Origin of the sequence: Cohaesibacter gelatinilyticus (genome assembly GCF_900215605.1) — a bacterium.
Classification (GTDB): domain Bacteria; phylum Pseudomonadota; class Alphaproteobacteria; order Rhizobiales; family Cohaesibacteraceae; genus Cohaesibacter; species Cohaesibacter gelatinilyticus.
This window is the reverse complement of the sequence record NZ_OBEL01000001.1, coordinates 1,614,473-1,637,480: the sequence shown is the minus strand read 5'-3', so window position 1 is coordinate 1,637,480 and position 23,008 is coordinate 1,614,473. Positions and strand designations below refer to the sequence as shown.

Annotated in this window: 20 protein-coding genes; 7 read left to right on the top strand and 13 right to left on the bottom strand. The window is 50.0% G+C overall.

The features are described from left to right. Nucleotides 1–19: 19 nt before the first annotated feature. From radA to rpsF, 7 genes are all read right to left on the bottom strand, one after another. Nucleotides 20–1,420: a DNA repair protein RadA gene (gene radA / locus CRO57_RS07245; RefSeq protein WP_097152620.1), complete on the bottom strand. Its 1,401-nt coding sequence runs from the start codon at nt 1,418–1,420 to the stop codon at nt 20–22. A gap of 106 nt (nt 1,421–1,526) precedes the next feature. Continuing rightward, a complete protein-coding gene (alr, locus tag CRO57_RS07240; protein ID WP_097152619.1) occupies nt 1,527–2,687 on the bottom strand; it encodes an alanine racemase in 1,161 nt (386 codons plus the stop codon). A gap of 119 nt (nt 2,688–2,806) precedes the next feature. Next, nucleotides 2,807–4,291, bottom strand: coding sequence for a replicative DNA helicase (locus tag CRO57_RS07235; RefSeq protein WP_097152618.1), 1,485 nt, complete (start codon nt 4,289–4,291; stop codon nt 2,807–2,809). 266 nt (nt 4,292–4,557) lie between these two features. Further along, a complete protein-coding gene (rplI, locus tag CRO57_RS07230) occupies nt 4,558–5,166 on the bottom strand; it encodes a 50S ribosomal protein L9 (protein WP_097152617.1) in 609 nt (202 codons plus the stop codon). 47 nt (nt 5,167–5,213) lie between these two features. Further along, complete coding sequence (locus tag CRO57_RS07225; protein ID WP_097152616.1) at nt 5,214–6,200, bottom strand: DUF2232 domain-containing protein; 987 nt, start codon at nt 6,198–6,200, stop codon at nt 5,214–5,216. Nucleotides 6,201–6,414: 214 nt separating this feature from the next. Beyond that, a complete protein-coding gene (gene rpsR, locus CRO57_RS07220) occupies nt 6,415–6,648 on the bottom strand; it encodes a 30S ribosomal protein S18 (protein ID WP_097152615.1) in 234 nt (77 codons plus the stop codon). An 11-nt stretch (nt 6,649–6,659) separates the two neighbouring features. Further along, nucleotides 6,660–7,070, bottom strand: a complete 411-nt coding sequence (gene rpsF, locus CRO57_RS07215; RefSeq protein WP_097152614.1) for a 30S ribosomal protein S6 — start codon at nt 7,068–7,070, stop codon at nt 6,660–6,662. A gap of 542 nt (nt 7,071–7,612) precedes the next feature. Between rpsF and fabD the strand changes: the two genes are divergently transcribed. From fabD to gmk, 7 genes are all read left to right on the top strand, one after another. Beyond that, nucleotides 7,613–8,554: an ACP S-malonyltransferase gene (gene fabD, locus CRO57_RS07210; protein ID WP_097153269.1), complete on the top strand. Its 942-nt coding sequence runs from the start codon at nt 7,613–7,615 to the stop codon at nt 8,552–8,554. 123 nt (nt 8,555–8,677) lie between these two features. Continuing rightward, nucleotides 8,678–9,418: a 3-oxoacyl-[acyl-carrier-protein] reductase gene (gene fabG, locus CRO57_RS07205; protein ID WP_097152613.1), complete on the top strand. Its 741-nt coding sequence runs from the start codon at nt 8,678–8,680 to the stop codon at nt 9,416–9,418. 346 nt (nt 9,419–9,764) lie between these two features. Beyond that, a complete protein-coding gene (locus CRO57_RS07200; protein WP_097152612.1) occupies nt 9,765–10,001 on the top strand; it encodes an acyl carrier protein in 237 nt (78 codons plus the stop codon). 297 nt (nt 10,002–10,298) lie between these two features. Next, nucleotides 10,299–11,561 (top strand): beta-ketoacyl-ACP synthase II, encoded by a 1,263-nt coding sequence (gene fabF, locus CRO57_RS07195; protein WP_097152611.1) that lies wholly within the window; start codon nt 10,299–10,301, stop codon nt 11,559–11,561. Nucleotides 11,562–11,780: 219 nt separating this feature from the next. Continuing rightward, entirely contained in the window at nt 11,781–13,121 is a 1,341-nt protein-coding gene (gene mltG, locus CRO57_RS07190) for an endolytic transglycosylase MltG (protein WP_244580029.1), read from the top strand. 209 nt (nt 13,122–13,330) lie between these two features. After that, nucleotides 13,331–14,218, top strand: a complete 888-nt coding sequence (locus CRO57_RS24985; protein ID WP_210200774.1) for a YicC/YloC family endoribonuclease — start codon at nt 13,331–13,333, stop codon at nt 14,216–14,218. Nucleotides 14,219–14,224: 6 nt separating this feature from the next. Further along, nucleotides 14,225–14,857, top strand: coding sequence for a guanylate kinase (gene gmk / locus CRO57_RS24980; RefSeq protein ID WP_244580028.1), 633 nt, complete (start codon nt 14,225–14,227; stop codon nt 14,855–14,857). A 71-nt stretch (nt 14,858–14,928) separates the two neighbouring features. Here gmk and rsmA read toward each other — a convergent pair whose 3' ends face one another. The 6 genes from rsmA to CRO57_RS07155 all read right to left on the bottom strand — a co-directional run bounded on the left by rsmA (nt 14,929) and on the right by CRO57_RS07155 (nt 22,754). After that, nucleotides 14,929–15,780: a 16S rRNA (adenine(1518)-N(6)/adenine(1519)-N(6))-dimethyltransferase RsmA gene (gene rsmA / locus CRO57_RS07180; protein ID WP_097152610.1), complete on the bottom strand. Its 852-nt coding sequence runs from the start codon at nt 15,778–15,780 to the stop codon at nt 14,929–14,931. Nucleotides 15,781–15,805: 25 nt separating this feature from the next. After that, complete coding sequence (gene pdxA, locus CRO57_RS07175) at nt 15,806–16,831, bottom strand: 4-hydroxythreonine-4-phosphate dehydrogenase PdxA (RefSeq protein ID WP_097152609.1); 1,026 nt, start codon at nt 16,829–16,831, stop codon at nt 15,806–15,808. Nucleotides 16,832–16,987: 156 nt separating this feature from the next. Beyond that, a complete protein-coding gene (locus CRO57_RS07170; protein ID WP_097152608.1) occupies nt 16,988–17,935 on the bottom strand; it encodes a SurA N-terminal domain-containing protein in 948 nt (315 codons plus the stop codon). 98 nt (nt 17,936–18,033) lie between these two features. Then, complete coding sequence (locus tag CRO57_RS07165) at nt 18,034–20,376, bottom strand: LPS-assembly protein LptD (RefSeq protein WP_170955983.1); 2,343 nt, start codon at nt 20,374–20,376, stop codon at nt 18,034–18,036. A 2-nt stretch (nt 20,377–20,378) separates the two neighbouring features. Then, entirely contained in the window at nt 20,379–21,470 is a 1,092-nt protein-coding gene (lptG, locus tag CRO57_RS07160; RefSeq protein WP_097152606.1) for an LPS export ABC transporter permease LptG, read from the bottom strand. A 9-nt stretch (nt 21,471–21,479) separates the two neighbouring features. Further along, the gene (locus CRO57_RS07155) at nt 21,480–22,754 is read right to left on the bottom strand and encodes an LptF/LptG family permease (RefSeq protein ID WP_097152605.1); all 1,275 of its coding nucleotides are present in this window, start codon (nt 22,752–22,754) and stop codon (nt 21,480–21,482) included. Nucleotides 22,755–23,008 lie beyond the last annotated feature (254 nt).

The following is a 23,008-nucleotide window of genomic DNA, read 5'->3' as shown; positions in this document are numbered from 1 at the left end:
TTTGAAGCGCCTGGGGGCTTCATTCGTCATTACTATGGTCAAAATTTGACCCTGCTGCAATCCGGGCGACCAACTCGGTGAGAGTTTCTATGCTGGTAAGGCTCAAATCTTTGGATTTTGCGGACTTTTCCGAGGCCTGTGGAATGATGGCCGATGAAAAACCAAGTTTGGAGGATTCCTTGATTCGAGAGGAAGCATGGGCAACTGGTCTGACAGCACCAGACAGACTGACCTCACCGAAATAGACGCATTCAGCCGGGAGAGCAACGCCTGCAAGAGACGAAACAAGGGCAGCGGCTACGGCCAGATCGGCTGCGGGCTCGGAGATTTTCATGCCACCAGCTACATTGAGATATATATCGTGGCTGGACAGGCGTACTCCACAATGAGCTTCCAACACTGCAAGAACCATTGAAAGGCGGGCAGTGTCCCAGCCAACGACGGCGCGGCGTGGCGTGCCAAGCGCACTTTGGGCGACAAGGGCTTGTATTTCGACAAGCAACGGGCGCGATCCTTCAATGCCCGCAAAAACGGCAGCACCGGGTGTGGAGGTGTTGCGCTCTCCAAGGAACATAGCGGAAGGATTGGCGATTTCGGCAAGACCGGAACCGGTCATCTCGAAAACACCAATTTCATCTGTCGGGCCAAAACGGTTTTTGATGGCGCGTAGAATGCGGAATTGATGAGCGCCATCTCCTTCAAAATGCAGCACGCCGTCGACCATATGTTCCACGACACGTGGGCCTGCAATCTGACCATCTTTGGTGACATGGCCGACCAGAATGACCGCAGCGCCGGTTTGTTTGGCATAGCGGATCATGGCTTGGGCTGATGCGCGGACTTGGGTGACGGTGCCTGGGGCGCTGTCAGCGCTATCTGTCCAAAGGGTTTGAATGGAATCGATGATTACCAGATCTGGTGGAGGGCTTGCGGTCAGAGTGGTCAGGATATCTTCTACGCTTGTCTCTGCTGCCAGTTGGACCTCGGCTTTAGAAAGCCCAAGACGACCAGCACGTAAGCGGACTTGATCAATGGCTTCCTCACCTGAGATATAGACGACCTTGTGACCTACATGGGTGAGGGCTGCAGAAGCCTGGATGAGCAAAGTGGATTTTCCGATGCCCGGATCACCACCGAGCAATAAGACAGAGCCGCGTACAAATCCACCTCCGGTGACACGATCCAATTCTTGCACACCCGTTGTGATGCGAGGGGCAGGTTTTTCTTGTCCTGCGAGAGAGACCAGTTCGACGACGCGACCGGATTTGCCCCTGACGGTTTTGGGGGAGCCGCCAATGCCAGCGCTTTCCATTTCCTCGACAATCGTATTCCACTCACCGCAGCTTTCGCATTTACCAGCCCAGCGATTGGTGACTGCGCCGCAGCTTTGGCAGACAAAGGTGGATTTCTTTCTGGCCATGGATCTTGCTCTTCTGCCAATCGTGCTGGAAAACTGCACAAGGAAAAGCAGGACTGATTTCAGTCCTGCGGGATATTTTTGAATTTGAGAATCGATTATGAGGCTATCAGGCAGGCAGATAGCGGCGCAAGGCGCGTTTGCTCAAGCTTGTGAGCAGCTCATAGCTGATGGTTCCTGCACTCGCCGCAACGTCGTCAATGGGGATGTTGGGGCCGAACAACTCCACCCACATTCCGCGTTTGGCCAGACCAACCGGTAAGTCGGTAAGGTCCACCATGATGAGATCCATCGTTACGCGACCAAAGACGGGAAGACTATATCCATCCAGCCAGACATGAGCTCCAGAATGATTGTCCGTGCTGCCAGCGGCGCGTAAATATCCATCAGCATAGCCCACGCTCACGATGCCAATGCGGCTTTCCCGTTTGGTGACTTGGGCAGCACCGTAGGAAATGGATTGGCCTTGGGGCACGTACCGAACATCCAGAATTCGGCTTTTCAAGGTTGCTACGGGTTGCATCGGGTTGGGGTGATCGCCGACTGCCTGACCACCATAGAGTGCTATGCCCGGACGCAGAAGGTCAAAATGATAATCGGGTCCCAGGAAAATGCCTGCGGAGTTGGCAAAGGAGGCCGGGATTTCCGGGAATAATTCTCGGATGGCGCGGAAGCGATCCAGCTGCTGGCTGTTGAGTGCGTGCATGGGCTCATCTGCACAGGCGAGATGGCTCATGATGAGGGCGATTTCACATGCATCCGAGAGTTCGGTTTCTTTGGCAATCTTTTGTGCCTGCTCCATACCCATTCCGAGCCGATTCATACCAGTGTCGAAATGTAGAGCGCAGGGCAGGACTTTGCCTTGATCTCGGCAATAGCTTTGCCAGTCTTCCAATTCTGCCATTGATCCGATAACAGGTCGTAGATCATGCTGATCATAGAGAGCGGCACAATCGGACCCGAATAGGCCGTTCAGCACATAGATTGTTGCCTCGGGCAATGTGGTGCGTGCACGAATACCTTCCTGAGGGAGAGCCACAAAGAAAACCCTACAGCCAGCTGTGCTCAGATTTTGCGCTGCATGTTCCAGACCAATACCGTAGCCGTCAGCCTTGATGACAGCGGCACATTGGGCGCTGGAACTCTGACTGGCGAGGAAAGCATAGTTTTCTTGCAGAGCGGAGAGATTGATAGCCAGATCTGATCCGCTGGCAGCTTCATTTGGAGCAGCAACAGAATTTGAAGGCGCGAAATTATTGGGCGCAGCCATGTGTGACCTCGCTAAATTGGCGGTTGATGTCGCTATAGTATGGCACAGTTAGCGGTTACGCGTTGCGTTAGCGCAAGTTTTTCTTGTGTCTGGCCTAAACACAGTTCAATGCCTGCCCACTATTCGTAGGATTCAGGAATATACTCATCCGGTGCCAGATCGGCAAAGCGGGTGAATTCTGGTGTGAACGAAACTGGTACAATACCGGTTGGACCGTGACGTTGCTTGGCGATGATGATTTCTGCCTTGCCCATAGCTCGGTCCATCTCTGCCTGCCAGGCAAAATATTCTTCCGTGTTTGGTTTCGGTTCGGCGCGAGCGAGGTAATATTCTTCTCGGTAAATGAAGACCACGACGTCGGCGTCCTGCTCGATGGAACCGGATTCACGAAGGTCGGCGAGTTGTGGGCGTTTATCATCACGGTTTTCCACCTGACGAGACAACTGGGAAAGGGCGATTATGGGGACCGCCAGTTCCTTTGCCAATGCTTTCAATCCGGTGGTGATTTCGGTGATTTCCTGGACACGACCTTGGGATGCTTTGGATGAAGAGCCTGTAAGGAGCTGCAAATAGTCAACAATCAACAGGTCCAGTCCACGCTGTCGTTTCAGGCGGCGGGCGCGAGCTGAGAGCTGGGCAATGGAAATACCACCGGTTTGATCAATATGCAGCGGCGTGATCTGCATTTCCTGCGCTTTAGAAGCAATGCGCCCAAATTCTTCCTGGTCGACTTTACCACGACGGATTTTTTCCGATGAAACCATTGCTTGTTCTGCGATCACACGCGTGGCTAACTGTTCGGCTGACATCTCGAGGGAGAAGAAACCAACCACACCACCATTCATGGTTTTCAGGGTGCCGTCCGGTTGTTCCTCGGACATATAAGCACTGGCAACGTTATAGGCGATGTTGGTGACCAATGAGGTTTTACCCATGGCAGGCCGGGCAGCCAGGATGATCAAATCCGAATGTTGCAGACCACCCATCTTCAAATCGAGATCTTTCAGACCGGTAGAGATACCGGAAAGCTGACCATCACGTTTGTATGCTGCTTCTGCCATCTCGATGGCTTCGGTCGCGGCTGTTGCAAAGCTTAGGAAGCCACCATCAGAGCGCCCTTTTTCCGCAAGGCCAAAAAGACGACGTTCGGCATCTTCGATTTGGGTGCGTGGGGGCATGTCGATGGGGGCATCATAGGCTATATTGACCACATCGGTACCGATCTGGATCAGATCGCGGCGAGTTGCGAGATCCATGATCAGAAGGCCATAATCTTCAGCATTGATGATAGAGGTCGCTTGCGAGGTCAGGCGCAGTAAATATTGTGCCACCGGCATATCGGCAATGGTGTGATCATTGGCGAAGAAGGTTTTCAGCGTGATGGGAGAAGCAATTTTGCCTGCTCTGATCAGTGTTGCCGTCTTCTCGTAGATTTCCCTGAGATTGGGATCGAAGAAATGATGAGGCTCCAAAAAGTCTGACACGCGGTAGAATGTCTCGTTATTAACGAGAATCGCACCAAGCAATTGTTGCTCGGCTTCGAGATTGTGGGGCGCCTGGCGGGTCGCCATGGTATCGTTGTCAAGCTTGGCAGCGCTATCCATCAAACAGGCCTCATTGTTTGGAGTGGAAGTCTACTTAGACATAGAGTGCCTTCTTTTTGAAGTCTGATTTTACCATTCCACCTCAATCAACAGGGAGGAAAAATTCTCATCAAAATTGCTGGACAAAGAAGAGGTCGAGTTCGTGAGAATCACGGTTAATGGTTCACTTGATGAATCAGGTATTTGTGGTGTTCCGACATACAAAAAAAGAAAAACCCGAACCAGAGGCCGGGCTTTTCTTTTTTGATGAGGTGCGGTGAAAAAGCTTATTCGGCTTCTTCTTCGCTTGCTTCTTCTTCAGAAGCTTCATCTTCACCTTCGATTTCTTCCAGCAGCTCTTCATCCAGCTCCAGATCTTCGTCGAATTCGAAACTTTCATCGCGTTCGGTCAAAGACAGATCTTCACCTGCTGCCTGACGCTCAGCTTCGTCCTGAGAACGAGCAACGTTTGCGGTGATGGTGATTTCGACTTCTGGATGCAGAATAACAGTTACAGCATGCAGGCCGATGGTTTTGATTGGACGCTCCAGAGAAACCTGACTGCGGGAGATAGATACACCATCTTCGCTAACAGCTTCCGCCAGATCACGGGTGGAAACGGAACCGTACATCTGGCCGGTCTCGGACGCAGCGCGGATGACAATAACGGTTTTCTCGCCGATGCGCTCTGCGAGTGCCTCAGCTTCGGATTTTGCTTCCAGATTACGAGCTTCGAGCTGAGCGCGTTCTGCTTCGAAACGGGCTTTGTTTGCGGCGTTGGCGCGGATAGCTTTGCCCTGAGGCAACAGGAAATTACGAGCATAACCATCACGTACAGAGACGATATCGCCCATTTGACCGAGCTTTGCAACGCGTTCCAGCAGAATGAGTTCCATTGTTTTTCTCCTTATGGCGGCGGTCAGGCCGCGGATGAATGTGGGGTTCATACCCCGGATTGAGTAGGGCCAGCAGGCGGATTCGGAAACCGGCTTCTGACCTGAATGAGACTTTCCGCAGCGCCCAGAATGACGAACGCAATTCCCAGCCACCAGAAAAAGACCAGCAGGAAATAGGCTCCCCACAACAGAGCACCGCGTGATGAATTGTTTCGGGTGATATAGTGCAGAACAGACAGGCCGCTGAGCATCAGGCCCGCGCCAAAAGCGGATGCCGTGATCTGGGCAAGAATTCCGATGATTCCACCGAAACTGCTAATCAGCAATGCAACCAGAAAAACACCCACTCCAATAAGTGGCATGGTGATCTGATGAAGGTTTGGCCATGGTCGGGACAGCCTTCCGGATATCTGTGTGATTTTCGCTGCCAGATAGAGTGTTGTTACCAGCGAAATAACCAGCATGAGGGTGGAGATGGAAGGCGCCATTGTGGCAATGAGATCAACCATCCATGTCAGGTCCAATTCCTCGCCATCCGGACCTTTGACCGGTGCGTTGGCATAGATCTGGTTCATCAGACTGGAAATGGTATCGCGATAATTTTTGACACTGAAACCAAAGGGGATGAACATTGCCATGGTGGCAAGAGATACGAATGAGCAGATCCAGATCAGGACCCGATCCAACGGATACCAGATTGTCTGTTCAACTGGATCGTTTTCATTGTCTTCCGTTACCTGCATCTGTTGATTCAGACCAATCAGATGTGCAATCCAAAAGGCAGGAAGGCTATTCAGCAATAGGAAAAGAAATCCGGCTTGCAGATCAAAGATCAACGCCAGTGTGACGCCAGACGTAAAAGCTGCAATCAATCCGGAGAAAGAGCCCCAGCCAAGAGTGGCAATCATGATGGGAAGGGATGAGAGAAGGACCAAAATGAAACCAACGCCTACCATTCCCCCGGCGTAACCGGACAGGTTTAGAAGCGCGGTCGCAAGACCTGCCGCTATTCCTATGAAAAGATACTGGTTCATCTATCCTGCTGTCCCGCGGTTGTTTTGGCGGTTAGAGGCAGATCAGAAGTGTCATGCCCCAACGAAAAGTCTGTTTTGTTTGGCTTTTCACAAAGCCCAAATGGCCAGACTGAATATTCAGGTCCGGCCATTTGAAATTTTTCCCGCCAGCTTTTGCTGGGAAGCGAATTCTTATCCAAAAAGTCTGCAACTTTTTGGGAATGCGCTTTTGAACTTAGCTGATCACGTATGGCAGCAGGCCGAGGAAACGAGCGCGTTTGATGGCACGAGCCAGTTCACGCTGTTTTTTGGCAGATACTGCTGTGATGCGGGAAGGAACGATTTTGCCGCGCTCAGAGATGTAGCGCTGCAGAAGACGGGTGTCTTTGTAATCGATTTTCGGTGCGTTCTCGCCGGTGAATGGGCAAGTTTTGCGACGACGGAAGAAAGGACGACGTGCTCCAGACATGGACCTGCTCCTTATTCAGCTGGTTTTTCGGCATCGCGGCGTGGGCCACGAGGAGGACGGCCACCGCGATCACCACGGTCACCACGACGATCATCACGATCACGCTTTTGCATCATCACGGACTGATCTTCTTCGTGCTCTTCAACACGAATGGTCATGAAGCGCATTACGTCTTCATTGATGCGCATCTGACGTTCCATTTCAGCAACAGCTGCAGGAACTGCATCGATATTCATCAGAACATAATGTGCCTTGCGGCTTTTGTTGATGCGATATGCAATGGATTTCAGACCCCAATATTCCACTTTACCGATTGAACCTTCGGACTCGGAGATCAGGGATTTATAATGCTCTACCAGAGACTCAACCTGCTGTTGAGAAATATCCTGGCGAGCAAGGAAAACGTGCTCATACAGCGCCATTTTTCCTGCCTTGTCATTAGAGTTACACACTGTCCACTTGGCTGGCGCAAAGCCTCTAAAAAGCCTTTTGACAAGGCTTTTTATACTTCATTTGCTTTCAAGAGCGAGGACACAGGAAGCCGGATCACTTTGCAATCGTACCATCGCTTTGCTCTCCAAAAATTCCAGAAAACGGGCGATAGCCTTCCCTTCAGCCCTCGGCCTAAGCCAAGCTGACCGGCGCTTTATAGCTGATTTGCTCTGAAGTGCAAGGACTTTCGGCGTATTTTGCCAATTTCATCTTCAAGGAATGTAATAAGCCCCAGCTTTGCTTGCTGCATAGCTTGTCTTGTTCCGGGTTTTGGGGACTTTCCCCCGCAAATGGTCGCTAAATTGATGCAGACTTGCTGAAAGTCTTGACTCTTGGTGGCAATCTGGCCAATCAAACCAAACTGCGAGTGTATAACACATCTACTGCGTTCAGTGCAGGACTGGGGCCTTGATATGAATACACTTGAAAACTATTTGCTGGGCAATAGCTGATTAAGGCAAGGATGGAACATATGAGTATTGCATTCACATTCCCTGGGCAGGGAAGCCAGGCCGTAGGCATGGGTAAAGCGTTGGCTGATGAATTCGCTGTGGCGCGGGCTGTCTATGAAGAAGTGGATGATGCTCTGGGCGAGAAATTGTCCGACATTATGTGGAATGGTCCGATCGAAGATCTGACACTGACCCGTAATGCTCAGCCAGCTTTGATGGCTGCTTCCATTGCAGCGTTTCGTGTTCTGGAAGAAAAAGGTCTGGTTCTTGCGGACAAGGTCTCGTTTGTCGCTGGCCACTCTCTTGGTGAATATTCTGCTCTTGCGGCTTCCGGCGCTTTGAGCCTGTCTGATACTGCTCGCTTGCTGCGTACCCGCGGCGATGCCATGCAAAGCGCTGTGCCAGTAGGTGAAGGTGCCATGGCTGCGGTGCTGGGACTGACCATCGAGCAGGTTGGCGAAGTGGCTGAAGCTGCTGCGGAAGGGCAGGTTTGTCAGGTTGCCAATGATAATGCGACCGGTCAGGTTGTGATTTCGGGTGCAAAGGCCGCAATTGAGCGTGCTGCCGATATTGCCAAGGAAAAAGGCGCAAAGCGTGCATTGCTTCTCCCTGTATCCGCGCCTTTCCATTGTGCCTTGATGGCACCAGCTGCTGATGTAATGGCAGAGGCGCTGGCTGGCGTAAGCATCAATAAACCAGTTGTGCCATTGGTTGCCAATGTATTGGCCAGCCCGGTAGACGATCCGGAAGCCATTCATACGCATCTGGTCGAACAGGTGACTGGTATGGTTCGCTGGTCCGAATCTGTTGCGTGGCTGGTGGGGAATGGTGTCGATTGCCTGTTTGAAGTCGGCACCGGCAAAGTCCTGACAGGTTTGGCTCGTCGTATCGCCAAAGGTGTTGCTACCGTCAATGTTGGCGAACCTGGTGATATTGATTCTGCTATGGAAAAGCTGGCTTAAGCACATATATTGAGACGGATTTAAAGTGCGGCTTTTGAAGATGATGAGCTATTGATCTGGCTCATGTCACATTGAAAGCAACGCTGATATCTCCCCGTGAACGGGGAAATGAGGAGATCTTTTATGTTTGATCTGAGTGGTAAAACAGCACTTGTGACCGGTGCATCTGGTGGTATCGGCGAAGCCATTGCTGCTGCATTGCATGCACAGGGCGCAACTGTGGCTCTGTCTGGTACCCGTGTTGAAGTGCTGGAAGCTGTCGCAGAAAAGCTTGGCGGTGAGCGTGTTCATATAACGCCTGCCAACTTGTCCGATCCTGAGTCTGTTGCAGGTCTTGTTGGTCAGGCTGAAGAAGCTATGGGGCAGCTGGATATTCTGGTCAACAATGCCGGCATCACCCGTGATGGTTTGTTCATGCGGATGAAAGATGAAGATTGGGATCAGGTGATCAATGTGAACTTGAGCTCTGCTATGCGCCTGTCTCGGGCAGCTTTGCGCGGTATGATGAAGCGTCGCCATGGTCGAATCATTGGCATCACCTCAATCGTTGGTGTGACTGGTAATCCCGGACAAGGGAATTATGCCGCTGCCAAAGCTGGCATGATCGGCATGACCAAATCACTGGCTCAGGAAGTCGCCAATCGTGGCATCACTGCCAACACGATTGCGCCGGGTTTCATTGCTACCGCGATGACAGACAAGCTGAACGACAAACAGAAAGATGCCATAAATGGCTCCATTCCTGCCGGTCGTATGGGAACACCAGAAGAGATTGCAGCGGCTGCGGTCTATCTGGCTTCCAATGAAGCTGCATATGTGACAGGTCAGACCATGCATGTGAATGGCGGTATGGCAATGATCTGATCATCTGTTCGGAGAATGTCTTGATCCGGCGCGGAATTGTGCAATTTGCGTAGATTTCTCCTGGTTAGGCATCGAATAGATGAGGAAAAGGCGCGAGATGGGATTGGAGATTGCTTTTCCGTGCAATTCCTGATCTTCTCAAGCGCAAGAAAGTGTGTTAACAACCGCGCGAGTTCGGCAGAGGCGGTGGACGTCTTTGTTGGAAATACTCGCGTCAAACGCCAGTCGGCCGTATCCGGTTGCTGGCTGGCGACATGCGAAATCGGGAAAGTGATTGGTGCGGCTCCGGGCCAAAGCAAGCCGTTTTTCCAAACTTTGATGCTGAAGTAAAATTTGAGGAAAGAACATGAGCGATATCGCTGAGCGCGTAAAAAAAATCGTCATCGAACATCTTGGCGTTGATGCTGACAAAGTAACCAACGAAGCTTCTTTCATCGACGATCTGGGTGCTGACTCCCTGGATACTGTTGAGCTGGTTATGGCGTTTGAAGAAGAGTTCGGCACCGAAATTCCTGATGATGCTGCTGAAACCATTCAGACCGTTGGTAATGCAGTTGACTTCCTGACCAAAGCTGCTGGCTAATGGTTGGGTTAACTCACCTTTGATGTGAGTTTCGAAGCATTCAAAAATCCGGGTAAGGCGTGTGCCTTGCCCGGATTTTTGTGTTTTGACCCTGCTGCAGGATCAATGGCACCGGATATGGTCTTGCAAGACTTCAACGAGTCTGAAAAATATAGAGACCAAATGAGATGCTTTTTCCACGGATTTTCGTTGGCAGAGTAAGCTTATGGCTGTGTTGAGACAAAGCAGGCTTGAAGAGCGTGCGCTCAACAGCCATAAAGAGTGAATATTACAGGTAAGACCATCGGAGACAAAAGAATGAGACGAGTTGTCGTTACCGGTTTGGGAATGGTAACACCCTTGGGGAATGGTGTGGACACCACTTGGGCGAACATTCTGGCAGGCAAGAGCGGCGCAAAAACTGTCACTGGTTTTGAGTATGAAGATCTGGCCTGTCACGTGGGTTGCCAATTGCCATTCGGTGATGGGTCCAATGGTACCTTCAATCCCGACGATATCATGCCGAAAAAAGAGCAGCGCAAGATTGATGATTTCATTCTCTATGCGATTGCAGCTGCAGAAGAGGCGTTGGCAGATGCCAACTGGAAACCCGAAAGCTATGAAGATCAGGCTGCATCGGGTGTGCTGATCGGCTCCGGCATTGGTGGTTTATTGGGCATTGAAAAAGGTGCCTATGAGCTGAAAGAAAAGGGGCCACGCAGAATCAGCCCGTTCTTTATTCCGGGCCGTCTGATCAATCTGGCTTCCGGTTATGTCTCTATCCGTAATGGTTTGAAGGGTCCCAACCATTCCGTTGTCACTGCCTGTTCGACCGGAGCGCATGCTATTGGTGATGCTGCCCGACTTGTTGCATTTGGTGATGCCGACGTCATGGTTGCGGGTGGAACAGAATCGCCTATTGGCCGTCTGTCATATGCGGGATTTGCTGCTTGTCGTGCCTTGTCAACCAACTTCAATGACACACCGGAGAAAGCTTCTCGCCCATATGACAAGGATCGAGATGGTTTTGTTATGGGGGAAGGGTCTGGCATCGTGGTGCTGGAAGAATATGAACATGCCAAAGCACGTGGTGCCAAGATCTATGGTGAAGTGATTGGCTATGGTTTGTCAGGAGATGCCCATCATATTACGGCTCCTTCAGAAGATGGTGACGGTGCCTATCGTTGCATGAAAGCGGCGTTGAAACGGGCGGGAATTACACCGGATGAGATTGATTATGTGAATGCGCACGGTACTTCTACTCCTTTGGGAGATGAGATAGAACTTCGTGCAGTAGAGCGTTTGGTTGGAGATGGTGCTGATCGTTTGACCATGTCTTCTACCAAATCGGCGATTGGTCATTTGCTCGGAGCTGCAGGCTCTGCCGAAGCAATCTTCTCGTTACTGGCTATCCGTGACAATATTGTTCCACCAACGTTGAACCTGGATAATCCTTCGGTTGAGACAAAAATTGATCTGGTTCCATACAAAGCCAAGGAGAAGGAAGTCAATGTTGCACTTTCCAACTCATTTGGGTTTGGCGGAACCAACGCTTCTCTTATCTTCAAGGCCGTTGATTGATAGATTTGAATAAGATCGGCACAAGAGATGAAACCGGGATATGTCGAATGAGATCAACCTGGCCAGTCTCTTTTTTGCCATGTTATGCCTTTAGAGCGACGACAGATTAAGTGATCTCGTTTCAGGAATTGTCCTGAGCGAGTGGGATGGGATTGTGATATCAGATTGATAGGAGGGCTGAATCCTTCTTCTCTGATATCCATCATTTTCGAGGCAAGAATGGCTGACGAAACCAAAGACGGTGAGTCAATAAAGGACGAACTGGCTGACAAGAACGATGATGTGAGTGTCAATTCTGAGCAAGATCTGAATGACTCCGAGATAGAGAGTGCCGCTGATAGCAAACCGGATGACGGCGCGACAGAGCCAGATTTAGATCGTGAAGTAACGGCTCTTGAGATCTCAACAGCTCCTTCTCCGATGCTCAAGGCACCCAAAAGTCCGCGTCAGGCCATCGAACCTGAAACTCCCCCCCCGCCACCGGGTCGCTCCAAAGCAGCACGCCATCCTGTTGTGGTGTTCATGAATTTCATGCTGTCTGTTGTATTGCTTATGGTGGTTGGTATTGCCGGCTTGCTGTATTTTGGCAAACAGAGCTTTGATGAAGCAGGACCGCTGGTGAAGGAGCGTACCATTCTGGTGAGCCGTGGTACCGGTCTGGGTACAATTGCCGGTATTCTTGAGCAACAGAATGTCATTTCCAACAAATATATCTTTGAGTATGGGGTGACCCTTTACAAGAAAGATGGAGCGTTGAAAGCCGGGGAATATCTGTTCCGTCCTGGTCTTTCCATGCGTGAGGTTATGAATATTCTGACCTCTGGAAAGTCTATTCTACATTCGCTCACCATTCCCGAAGGCTATACCACTTATCAGACCATGAAAGTGATTGAAGCTCACAAGATTCTGGTTGGTGATATGCCAGCGATGCCTGCTGAGGGAGCTTTGCTTCCAGAGACCTATAAATTTTCTCGTGGTACGAGTCGTGCGGAGATTGTTAAGCGCATGGTAGCAGAGCGAAATCGTGCGGTTGATGAGATTTGGAAACGCCGTGTTTCTGATCTTCCCTTGGCGAACAAGGAAGAGATGGTGACTTTGGCTTCTATTGTTGAGAAAGAGACCGGACAGGCGAGTGAGCGCACCCGTGTTGCCGGTGTTTTTGTCAATCGTTTGATGAAAGGTATGAAACTGCAATCGGATCCTACTGTGATCTATGGCATTTTCAAAGGACAGGGTAAGCCCAAGGGGCGTCCGATTTTCAAGTCTGATTTGCAGAAAAAGACCGACTACAACACCTATCAGATTCCGGCACTAACACCAGGACCTATTGCCAATCCGGGACGGGCTGCATTGGAAGCTGTTGCCAATCCAAGTCGAACCAAAGATCTGTTCTTTGTGGCTGATGGTACCGGTGGTCATGTATTTGCCGAGACATTGGATGAGCATAATCAGAATGTGAAACGCTGGCGTCAGATCGAGAAACAACGCATTGACGCTCGAAAAAAAGCTGAAGCTGTGAAGGCGGATGAACAGAAAAAGAATGCTCAGCCAACAGAGTAAGTTCGTGAGTGATTATAAGACCGGGATTTGAGGCAAATCCCGGTCTTTTTGTATGTGGGCATCTTCATGGATATAGAAATCAAGTCTACATCACTGCTTTTTGCATAAGCTGACCTTATGCTAATCTTCTTGGCGATTCTGGATAATATCCGGGAATCAATCGAATTTTGGCCTTTCGGCCTATTACACTCCCGACAGGAATGTTGCCCATGACCTTGAATAGTATGACTGGATTTACCCGTGCCAGCGGCGTTTATGATGCTTATCGCTGGACGTGGGAGGTCAAAAGTGTCAACGGGAAGGGGCTCGATATCCGTCTACGATTACCAAATGGCTTTGATGGGCTGGATCGACCAGTCCGTGAGACATTGGGACGATACATCACTCGTGGCTCTTGTTTCGTAAACCTATCCGTTCAAATGGAAGGTAAGGAACAGGTTCTCAAGGTTAACGAGCCAGTATTGGAAGCTGTGCTTGCTGCCATGAAGGTTGTAGAGGGGAAAGCTGATTTGGCGCCTGCGACCATTGATGGACTGCTGTCCATTCGGGGTGTTTTGGAGCCGGTAGAAGAGCAGGATAGTGAGGAACTGAGGAAGGAACTGGTAGCACAATTGCTTGCCAGTTTTGATGAGGCTGCGAAAGATCTCGTCACCATGCGTGGACGGGAAGGTGCTGCTTTACAGCATGTCCTGCTTTCACGAGTGGAAGAACTTGAGGATCTGACCAAGCAAGCTGAAAACTGCCCGGCTCGCCGACCCGAAGCGATTGCGGAGAAGTTGCGAAGCCAGATTGAACGAATTCTGGACGCTGAGAGAAGCCTGGATGAGGATCGGCTTTATCAGGAGGCGGTTCTGATCGCTGGAAAGGCCGATATTCGTGAAGAGTTGGATCGTCTCTATGCACATTGTCAGGCAGCAAAGGATCTTTTGGTCAGTAAAGTGCCAGTGGGTCGAAAACTGGATTTTTTGGCACAAGAGTTTAACCGCGAAGCTAACACTCTCTGTTCGAAATCCAACGATACCAGCTTAACGGCGATTGGGCTGGATCTTAAGGCAGTGATTGAACAATTGCGCGAGCAAATCCAGAATGTGGAGTAAGGGAATATGTCGCAAACTGTAATGGATCGGCGTGGGTTGATGCTGGTGTTGTCGTCCCCCTCAGGAGCGGGGAAGTCGACCATTTGTCGTCATTTGCTGGACAGTGATCGCAATTTGCAGCTTTCCGTTTCTGCCACAACACGTGAAAAGCGGCCAAGTGAAATTGATGGTGTGCACTATCATTTCACCAGTGAGAGGAATTTTCATGCTATGCGTGAGCGTGGCGATCTGCTGGAATGGGCAGAGGTTCATTCCAACTTCTACGGAACGCCACGAGATCCCGTAGAGGAAGCGCTATCAAAAGGACAGGATGTCCTGTTTGATATCGATTGGCAGGGAACGGTCCAGATTCGCAAGGCCGCCAGGAAGGATGTAGTTTCCATCTTTATTTTGCCACCGTCCATGGAAGAATTGAAAAACCGTCTGGTGCGGCGTGCGGAAGATAAAGATGACGTCATTCAGCGTAGACTTGAGAATGCCAAGGTCGAGATCGCTCATTGGGATGAGTATGATTATGTTATCGTCAATGATGATCTGGAGCGTGCGTTCAAGGCCGTTGCATCCATTCTGGAAGCTGAGCGACACAAGCGAGATCGTGTGGTCGGAGCACGTGGTTTTGTCGACGAAATGCTGAAGTAGGATATTTCTTCTGGCTTTAAAAAAGGCGTCAGATCTGTTTCTGGCGCCATTTATTTTGTGAGGTCGTGAGCTCAAACCTGTCGTATGGCTTTCAAACCATTTGCAAGGGTGACAAACCCTTCAATAGGGACCGTTTCCGCGCGCTGTGTTGGTTCCAGGCCAGCCTGCTCGATCAAAGCAAGATGATCCACTCCCAGGCTTTTAAGGCTTTGGCGTAGCATCTTGCGGCGCTGACCGAAAGCTGCTGCTGTCACTTGCTCCAGATACTTCAATTTGCAGGGAAGAGGATTGTCTTTGGGTGTCAGATGCACGATTGCTGAGGTAACCTTGGGTGGTGGAGAGAAATTCTCCTTGGCCACGTCAAACACTTTGATGGCATTTGTGCGCCAACCAGCAATTACGGCTAGACGACCATAGGCTTTGTCTTTCTGGGTCGCTGTAATGCGCTGAGCCACTTCCTTTTGGAACATCAATGTCAGGCTGTCATAGAAAGGTGGCCACTGATCACCCCGTAACCAGCCGAGCAGTAGTTCCGTGCCGACATTATAGGGAAGGTTGGCAACGATCCTTGCAGGCCCTTCCGGTACGAGTGAGGCCATGTCAATATCCAGAGCATTGCCCTCGATTACCTCCAGGCGACCGGGATAATGATCAGCAATCGTCTGCAATGCTCCAATTGCGCGTCGGTCCATCTCGATGGCGATGACCTTTTTTGCGCCTTCATGAAGCAATGCACGCGTCAGCCCACCAGGACCAGGGCCGACTTCGATGATGGTATGATTGGAGAGATCGCCTGCCGTGCGGGCAATGCGGCAAGTCAGGTTCAGATCAAGCAGAAAATTCTGACCCAGGCTTTTCAGGGCTTTCAAGCCATGACGTTCAATAACCTCTCGCAAGGGGGGCAGATTATCGATTTGAGCCATTAAAATTGCCTTTTGATCCGAAGAACTATGATTGTTTTGCTTTTTGGCTCAATTCGCCTGCCAAGGCAATGGCACAAATCAGGCTTTGAGGATTAGCCAGACCTTGTCCTGCGATATCCAGTGCAGTGCCATGATCTGGGGACGTGCGAATGAAGGGAAGGCCCAGTGTGACATTGACTGTTTCATCAAATGCCAGAGTTTTGACCGGGATCAGAGCTTGATCATGATAGCTGGCCAAGGCAACGTCATAACTTTGCCGGGCGCGGGCATGAAAAAGTGTGTCGCCTGGCAATGGACCTTTGATGTTCAAACCTTCTGCTTGCAGTTCCTTGATCGCAGGAGCCAGAATGTCATCATCTTCCTTACCTATGGTGCCAGACTCGCCGGCATGAGGGTTTACTCCAGCGACGACTATGCGTGGGTTTTCGATTCCAAACCGTGTCTGGAAGTCCTGATGTGTAATGCGAGCAACGGTTTTCAGGCGTTCGCCTGTGAGCTGGTTGCTGACCTCATTGAGTGGAATATGAACTGTGAGCGGGATTGTTCTTAGATCTGGTCCAGCTAACAACATCACAGGTTCAGCCTTTTTTCCACTCAATTCCTGTGCCAGAGCGCCAAGAAATTCCGTATGGCCAGGATGCTTGAAGCCTGCGGCATATAAATTGCTTTTTTGAATGGGGCACGTCACCAGTGCTGATGCCTTACCTTGCCAAACGGCACGCGTGCCTGTGTCTATGGCTTCAATAACTGCTGCTGCATTGGCTGGGTCCAGCTTTCCTGGTTCGTCCCTGATGGATGCCTTGAGTGGAATGACGGGTAGAGCTTGATGAAAAAGATCACTGGCTTCTTCAAAATTCGAAACTTCGATTGGTATTGATAGAGCAAGAGCCTGAGCACGGGATCTCAGCAGATCGGGGCAACCGAGAACAGCAAAAGGTAACAGGCTGGCAGATTCCCGGGCAAGCCAAGCTTTTAGAGCCAGTTCAGGACCAATTCCGGCAGGCTCTCCCATGGAAAGAGCAAGGGGGGCGAGGGAGGACGGAGCGTGCATGCGAATACCTGACCAGAAGATGGAAATGAGAGCTTACCAAGCTTGCTTGAAATCATAAGCATAGCACGGAAAGTTTGAGCTATCTCAATGATTTGACTCGTTCGTTTGGTTTGCAGGGCAGATCATCTTTGTGCCGATCTGAATATCATTGGCGGGCTATCGGTATTCCACCACACCCTTGGCTCTTAGCTCGCGAAGGTAGGTGCGTGACAGTGCTTCGCCTTTTTTGCTTTTCAACTCACCTTCTGCAGCATTGCGCAAGGCGACATTCTTACCCATCTCTTTTTTACCGCAGACCGCGTATAGTTCGTAACCATTCTGGCCTCGCTGAGGTTTGGTCACACCATTGACAGGCGTGTTTGCAAGGGTTTTTGCAATCGACTCAGGAAGGTCGGTTGAAATACGGCGTCCCAAGCGGGAAATGGCAACATCTTGTAGTCGACGAGCGACTTTAAGATCCTTGTCGCAGGATTTGAAAGATGCACGGAAACGACTGGCATCATTCAGACGACGTTTGGCCTGCTGTGATGATGCTTTCTTGGGTACAACAAAAGTAATTTGGGTCAGGGTATAGCTGACCGCTGATTTGATGTCTTTGCTGTCTTTCTTCTGTTTGACGATTGCACGGGCAATATCGGCTTCTTCAATGCGCACCTGAGCGTTGAAGCGGGCTCGGATCAGTGCGTTCCAGGAAATCTGGGTTTTCAGCCATGATTTAAGGCTCTCTTCTACGATACCTGAGCGTCGCAGAACCGAAATCATCTGTGATTTCTTCATGCGCACATTTGAAGCCATGTTGCGCATGGCACGTTCGATTTCGTTGTCCTTTGCCAGAACACCAACCCGGCGAGCCTCAAAGAGTTTTAGCTTGTCGTCAACCAAGGCATTCAAAGTTGCCGTACGGCCAAGTCGTTTTTTCCCACCGGAAAGCAGGCGGTCAAGTTTCTGTCTTTGGGAGATATCGTAATCGGTAACAACCGCACCGTCGACAACTGCCACAATGCGACTGGCATTGGCCTTGTTAACGATAGTGAATTGTGACAGAGACAAAAGAATAGTCAGACTTGCCAGAAATGCCAGACGGTTAAAGACTAAGTAGGTCATATTAATTTTCCCGAAGCGGGGCGAGGAATACTCCTCGCCAGGTTCGTCTCTGACTATTAGGGCAGAATGCGGCTAGACTTGGATCAACGAGCCAATGATTAATTCAAATCCCTCTTGAAATCCGCTCCGCCAATGGATTTGAGATTGAATTGGAACTTGATGGACTGAGCTGCATCAATATCAGAGTAAATGTCGCGAGAATGCTCATACTTCAAGCTGACAGCAAAACACTCATCATCATATTGCAGGCCGATGTTGCTGCTTACCAGACCTTTATTGGCGATGTCATAGCGTGCAGCACCAGACAATGACCAGAATTTATGGAGCTTGACAGCTGCGGAAGCAGTGATTTCCTGACGGATTTCATTGATCCCTGCAGATGGTCGCTTGTCAGTATAGCTGTATCCCAACGATCCGGAATATCGACCATATGTTCCGCTGGCTTCTGTTGCTGCATATTTCAGCTTGCCCGATTTGGAATCAAAGCGTCCTCGTGCAATGCCCTGAATACCTTTGCCGGAATTTAATCCAACTCTGGCAACATAATCCGATTTCTTGGCGTCCAGACCAGAAGCCAGACCAGTGCTGGTCAGGTCCTGTTTGGAGAAGGAATTGGTGCCTGCAATTTGGATAGACTGTCCCGCCAGAGCATTGACAGACCATCCATTTGCCAGCTGCATTCGATATTGGAAGCCAATATTTGCACGAGTTCCACCTTCAAGACGATCATAACCTGAGAACTTGTTTGGGTCGAACAGGATTGAATCGTCAAAAATCAGGCTTTGACTGTCGTCATTAGGCAATTCGCCAATTTTTGCCTCATTGGGTCGAACGATAACCTGTGCGATCGGCTCAATGATATGTGATGTATTGGCTGTCTGAACAAGGATAGGCAGACGGTAATCGATTCCGACTGTCGGCATACCACGAACAGCAACGGAATCATCCACCAAGGCAGCGGGAGCTCCGGACTTGCTGGGCATCCAATAGAAGTCACCACGCAGTGATGTGAAAGGTGTAATGACCTGACCACCGACTGCTACAATTTTCTTTTTCCAGCTAACTTCCGCACTTGTTCTATTGTAGGAGCCAGCAAGACCATAGGTGCGTTTGATGTTTCCGACGGTGGCCGAGGTTTCATCATCCCTGGTCAAGCTTGTGGAATTGATCTTGAGACGACCTTCTCCACCAAGAATGGGGTTCTTTGCGTAGGCGCTATAATCAATCACGGGATGAGCGATAGCTTGTTCAGACTGGCTCAAACTATCGGTCATGATGTTGTAGTAATTGGCGCGGGCATCAAAGTGATTGCGCTCGCCTTGACCGGTTAGATAAACGGTCGACAGCGTATCTTCCTTGCCGCGATCAATCAGGCCATAATCACGCAAGAAACGTTTGTCTGAAATGACAGAAACATCCCAGCCGAATTTCCACTGCTTATTGAGGTTAAATGAGCCTTCGGTTTGGACCGCACCACGTAGTCGCTGGTCTCCACTTGTACCGGCAAACGCACTCGGATCTTGCTGGTTGATGCCAGAAAATTTCACCGAATAGATGCCCGTTCCCAAATGCTGCCGCCATGTCGTTTCTGCCAAAAGACCTTGCTTGGTGTAGTAGGTTGGCGAGAATGTCACATCATAGCTGTCGCTCAGCGCCCAGAAGTAAGGTACGGTTGCGTGATAACCCAGTTTGCTGTCGAAACCTGCTGATGGTGTCAAAATACCGGATTTGCGTTTCCGGGATGGATCAGGGTGTGCAAAATATGGAGTGTAGAGAAGGGGAATGCCCAGAAATTCCAGTTTTGCGGCCTTATAATAGACCATCTTGTCCTTGGAATTATAGATGATGCGCGACGCCTTGATCTGCCAGACAGGCGATTTGTTTGGATTATCGCGACATGGCTCACAGGTTGTGTAAACACCTTTATCAAAGACAGTGATGTCATCGTCTTTGCGTTCTGCGCGTTCAGCTGCAAAACGGGCATTTTCGGGTGTTTTTACCCGAAGAGAGCGAACAAAACCCGTGCGAAAGTCATCGGTAATGTCAACGTGATTTGCTGTAACAACATTGCCGTCAGGTTCCGTGATCTGGACGCTGCCCTCAGCGATGAGGCGGGCGGACGCTTGATCATAGGTTACCTTGTCAGCCTGCAAGGCATATTGACCATAATAGATCTGAACATTGCCAACAGCAGAGACACGCTCCCGATCATAGTCATAGACCATCTGATCAGCTTCGACCAGCATGCGGGCATCTGGGTCTGCTTGGAACTTCACCGAATCTGTCAATGATTGAGCATGAAGTGGTGTCGAAAGAACCATGGATACAGAGAGTGGGAGCACTATTGCTGCAGAGGCGAGCAAAATTGCACGCAATCCGGCCATTTGACCAGAGCGTTCAAGGTTCACTCGGTTGTCAGCGTCGTGGACGGTACGCCACATACTTATCCGTCCTCCTGATACAATAAAACTGTAAATCCCATCGCGGATGCTACAATTGCTGGAAGCCATGCTGCCAGAATTGGGTTAACCAGTCCTGTACTGCCCAAATCTTTTGCAATTTCAATCACAACATAAAGCACGAAGCCAGCCGTAACGCCACCAAGAATTAACTTTCCCACACTTCCAAAGCGGAAAAAACGCAAGGTCACCGTTGCCGCGATCAAAGTCATGGCCGCCAAGAGCAGTGGCTGGGCCATTAGCATTTGATATCGTAAACGATATTTATGTGCAGGCAGCCCAGATAAGGCTGCCTGTCCAATAATGGCGGGCAGATCCCAGAATTGAACAGCTTCCGGTTTTGCGATGGCTTCATTTGCCTCTTCCGGTGTCATGTGGGTGGATATGATATAGGTATCATATCGTCTGGGGGCAGCGTCGGATGAACTGACCATGGCATCTGTTAATAGCCAATAACCTGAATGTAATTCGCCGTATTTGGCATCGACGCGTTCCAGAAAATCTCCATCGTCATTATAGGAGAAGACGGTCACACCACCTATCTTGCGGCCTTGATCAAAGCTGGTATGTGCACGGAGAATGGAACCACCATCCTTGCCATTCTGGCGCACCCAGTCCTGGCTATTGGTTTGGCCAGCATTGGAGAAATTGACGCCAAAGATCTTGGCTTCAAGTTCCTGAGATCGATTTTTAAGAAGAGCTGATCCAGGATTATATGTGGTGAAGGAAAGTATGCCCAGACCAACAGCTACGAGTAATGCAGGGGTCAAAAACTGCCAAGCAGACATACCGGAAGCTCTGATTATGACCAGCTCCAGCTTTCGAGACAGATTCAGAAACGCGATCATGGACCCAAACAAGGTTGCAAATGGAAGGATGCGCTCCATTAGCTCCGGTACCCGGAAAATCGAGACTTGGAATAGTTCAAATGTATCGTAATCGGTTTTACTGCCAGCCCGGCGCAACAACTCGACAAAATCGACGAGCAAAACCAACATGAACACGCCCATGAAAATTGTGAAGATCGTAAGCAGAAGGCGCTTTGCAATATAACGGGATATAATTGTGGTCAGCATTCGTGAAATCTATCCCGTTTGCTCTGATGGCTGGGTCTGAAATTTCTTCAACTTCTTACGCACTTTTTCAGTCATATATTCCATAAGCTGGATAAGATTGTCTACTGCTTCGACGCGGCGACCGGTAAGGCTTATCCATAGTCCGGCACCAATTCCCAGAATTGGCAAAGCATACATGAGAGGCACTGCAAAAGGCGTCGATATTGCCAGAGAGGTGGCGGCGAAACCGAGCAAGCGTAGGCCTGCTGCGCAAGCAACAGCGATAATAATTGCATCGCTGCGCCTCTCACGGGTTGTACGAACCTGCATCAGGAAGGCCATGATGATGGTGACAAAGGCCATATTATAGAGCGGATTGGAGAAACGATCATGTAGCTCTGATCGCACATGACCTGATTTCTGCGAAAAGTAGGGGTCGTTGGGGTCGGGGTTGAAGAAAAATGCAGTTGGACGCTCTCTAGGTTTGAAAAATTGCGATTTGTTCTCATCCACGCCGGTGAATTTGGACAAATCGACAATATAAGAATCAAATTCAACGATATTGACCGAGCCAAAATCTTCGGCAATTAGAGCATCTATTTGAGTGTCCTGCGGTTGATTGGTTGATTTGTTGCTTTCAGCAGATTTTGCAAGATCTGCAGGATGGCGTTGCTGAATGATCCCACGCGTCATGCGCAGGAAAGTGCCTTTTTCATTTTCTATGATTTGTGCAAATTCAGAAGAGTAAACGACATGCTTCTTGGGATCTCTCTCATCGGAGAGAAACAGGCCACGCATGATGCCATTGGCTTCACGCTTTTGAATGTGGAATGTCATGCCCTCTTCAATTTCAGTGAAAAGGCCTTCCTTGACGACATTTGCAACGAGATCGGCGCGCACTTGTGTTATGAACAAACGCAAGGATCCCAAAGCTTTGGGACTGAGATAGAGGCTAATGGATCCCCCAAGGACAGTCGCAATTATTCCGAGGATAATCAGAGGCTTGGCCACAGTCCATGGGCGGGCGCCGGTGGCATTGATGACCACCAGTTCACTGTCTGCGTTCAAACGATTGAGTGTATGTGCGACAGCGATGAGAATGGCGAAAGGAGCAATGACCATGACAAGTGTCGGTAGAACGAGCGATGTCATGGACAGGAAAATCAGGATGGTTTGCCCTTTTGACGTTACCAGATCCAGATCGCGCAGGGCCTGAGTGAGCCAGACGATACCGCACAGTACGACGACTGTCATCATGAACGCAGCGAATGCTCGTAGGAAAATATAGCGTTCAATCAGGTTCATCTATCCTGGTCCGTTTTCCCGCTTGCTCTATTTGGTCTTTCTGGCCAACTTGAGCTCTGGCAAAATTTTGGCTGAAGAAATCATATCCGACTATGATCCAAGTGGTTTTATTCACCTGTTTATCGTGGCTTACGGCAGTTCTTTGGCGAATTCAAGGCCTGATGCATTCGGTCACGAAGTTGGTATGGGCTGACAAGCTTTTCCTGTGTGAACAAGAGCATTGTGTAAAAGAGGGAACAGAGGTCGGCTCATTC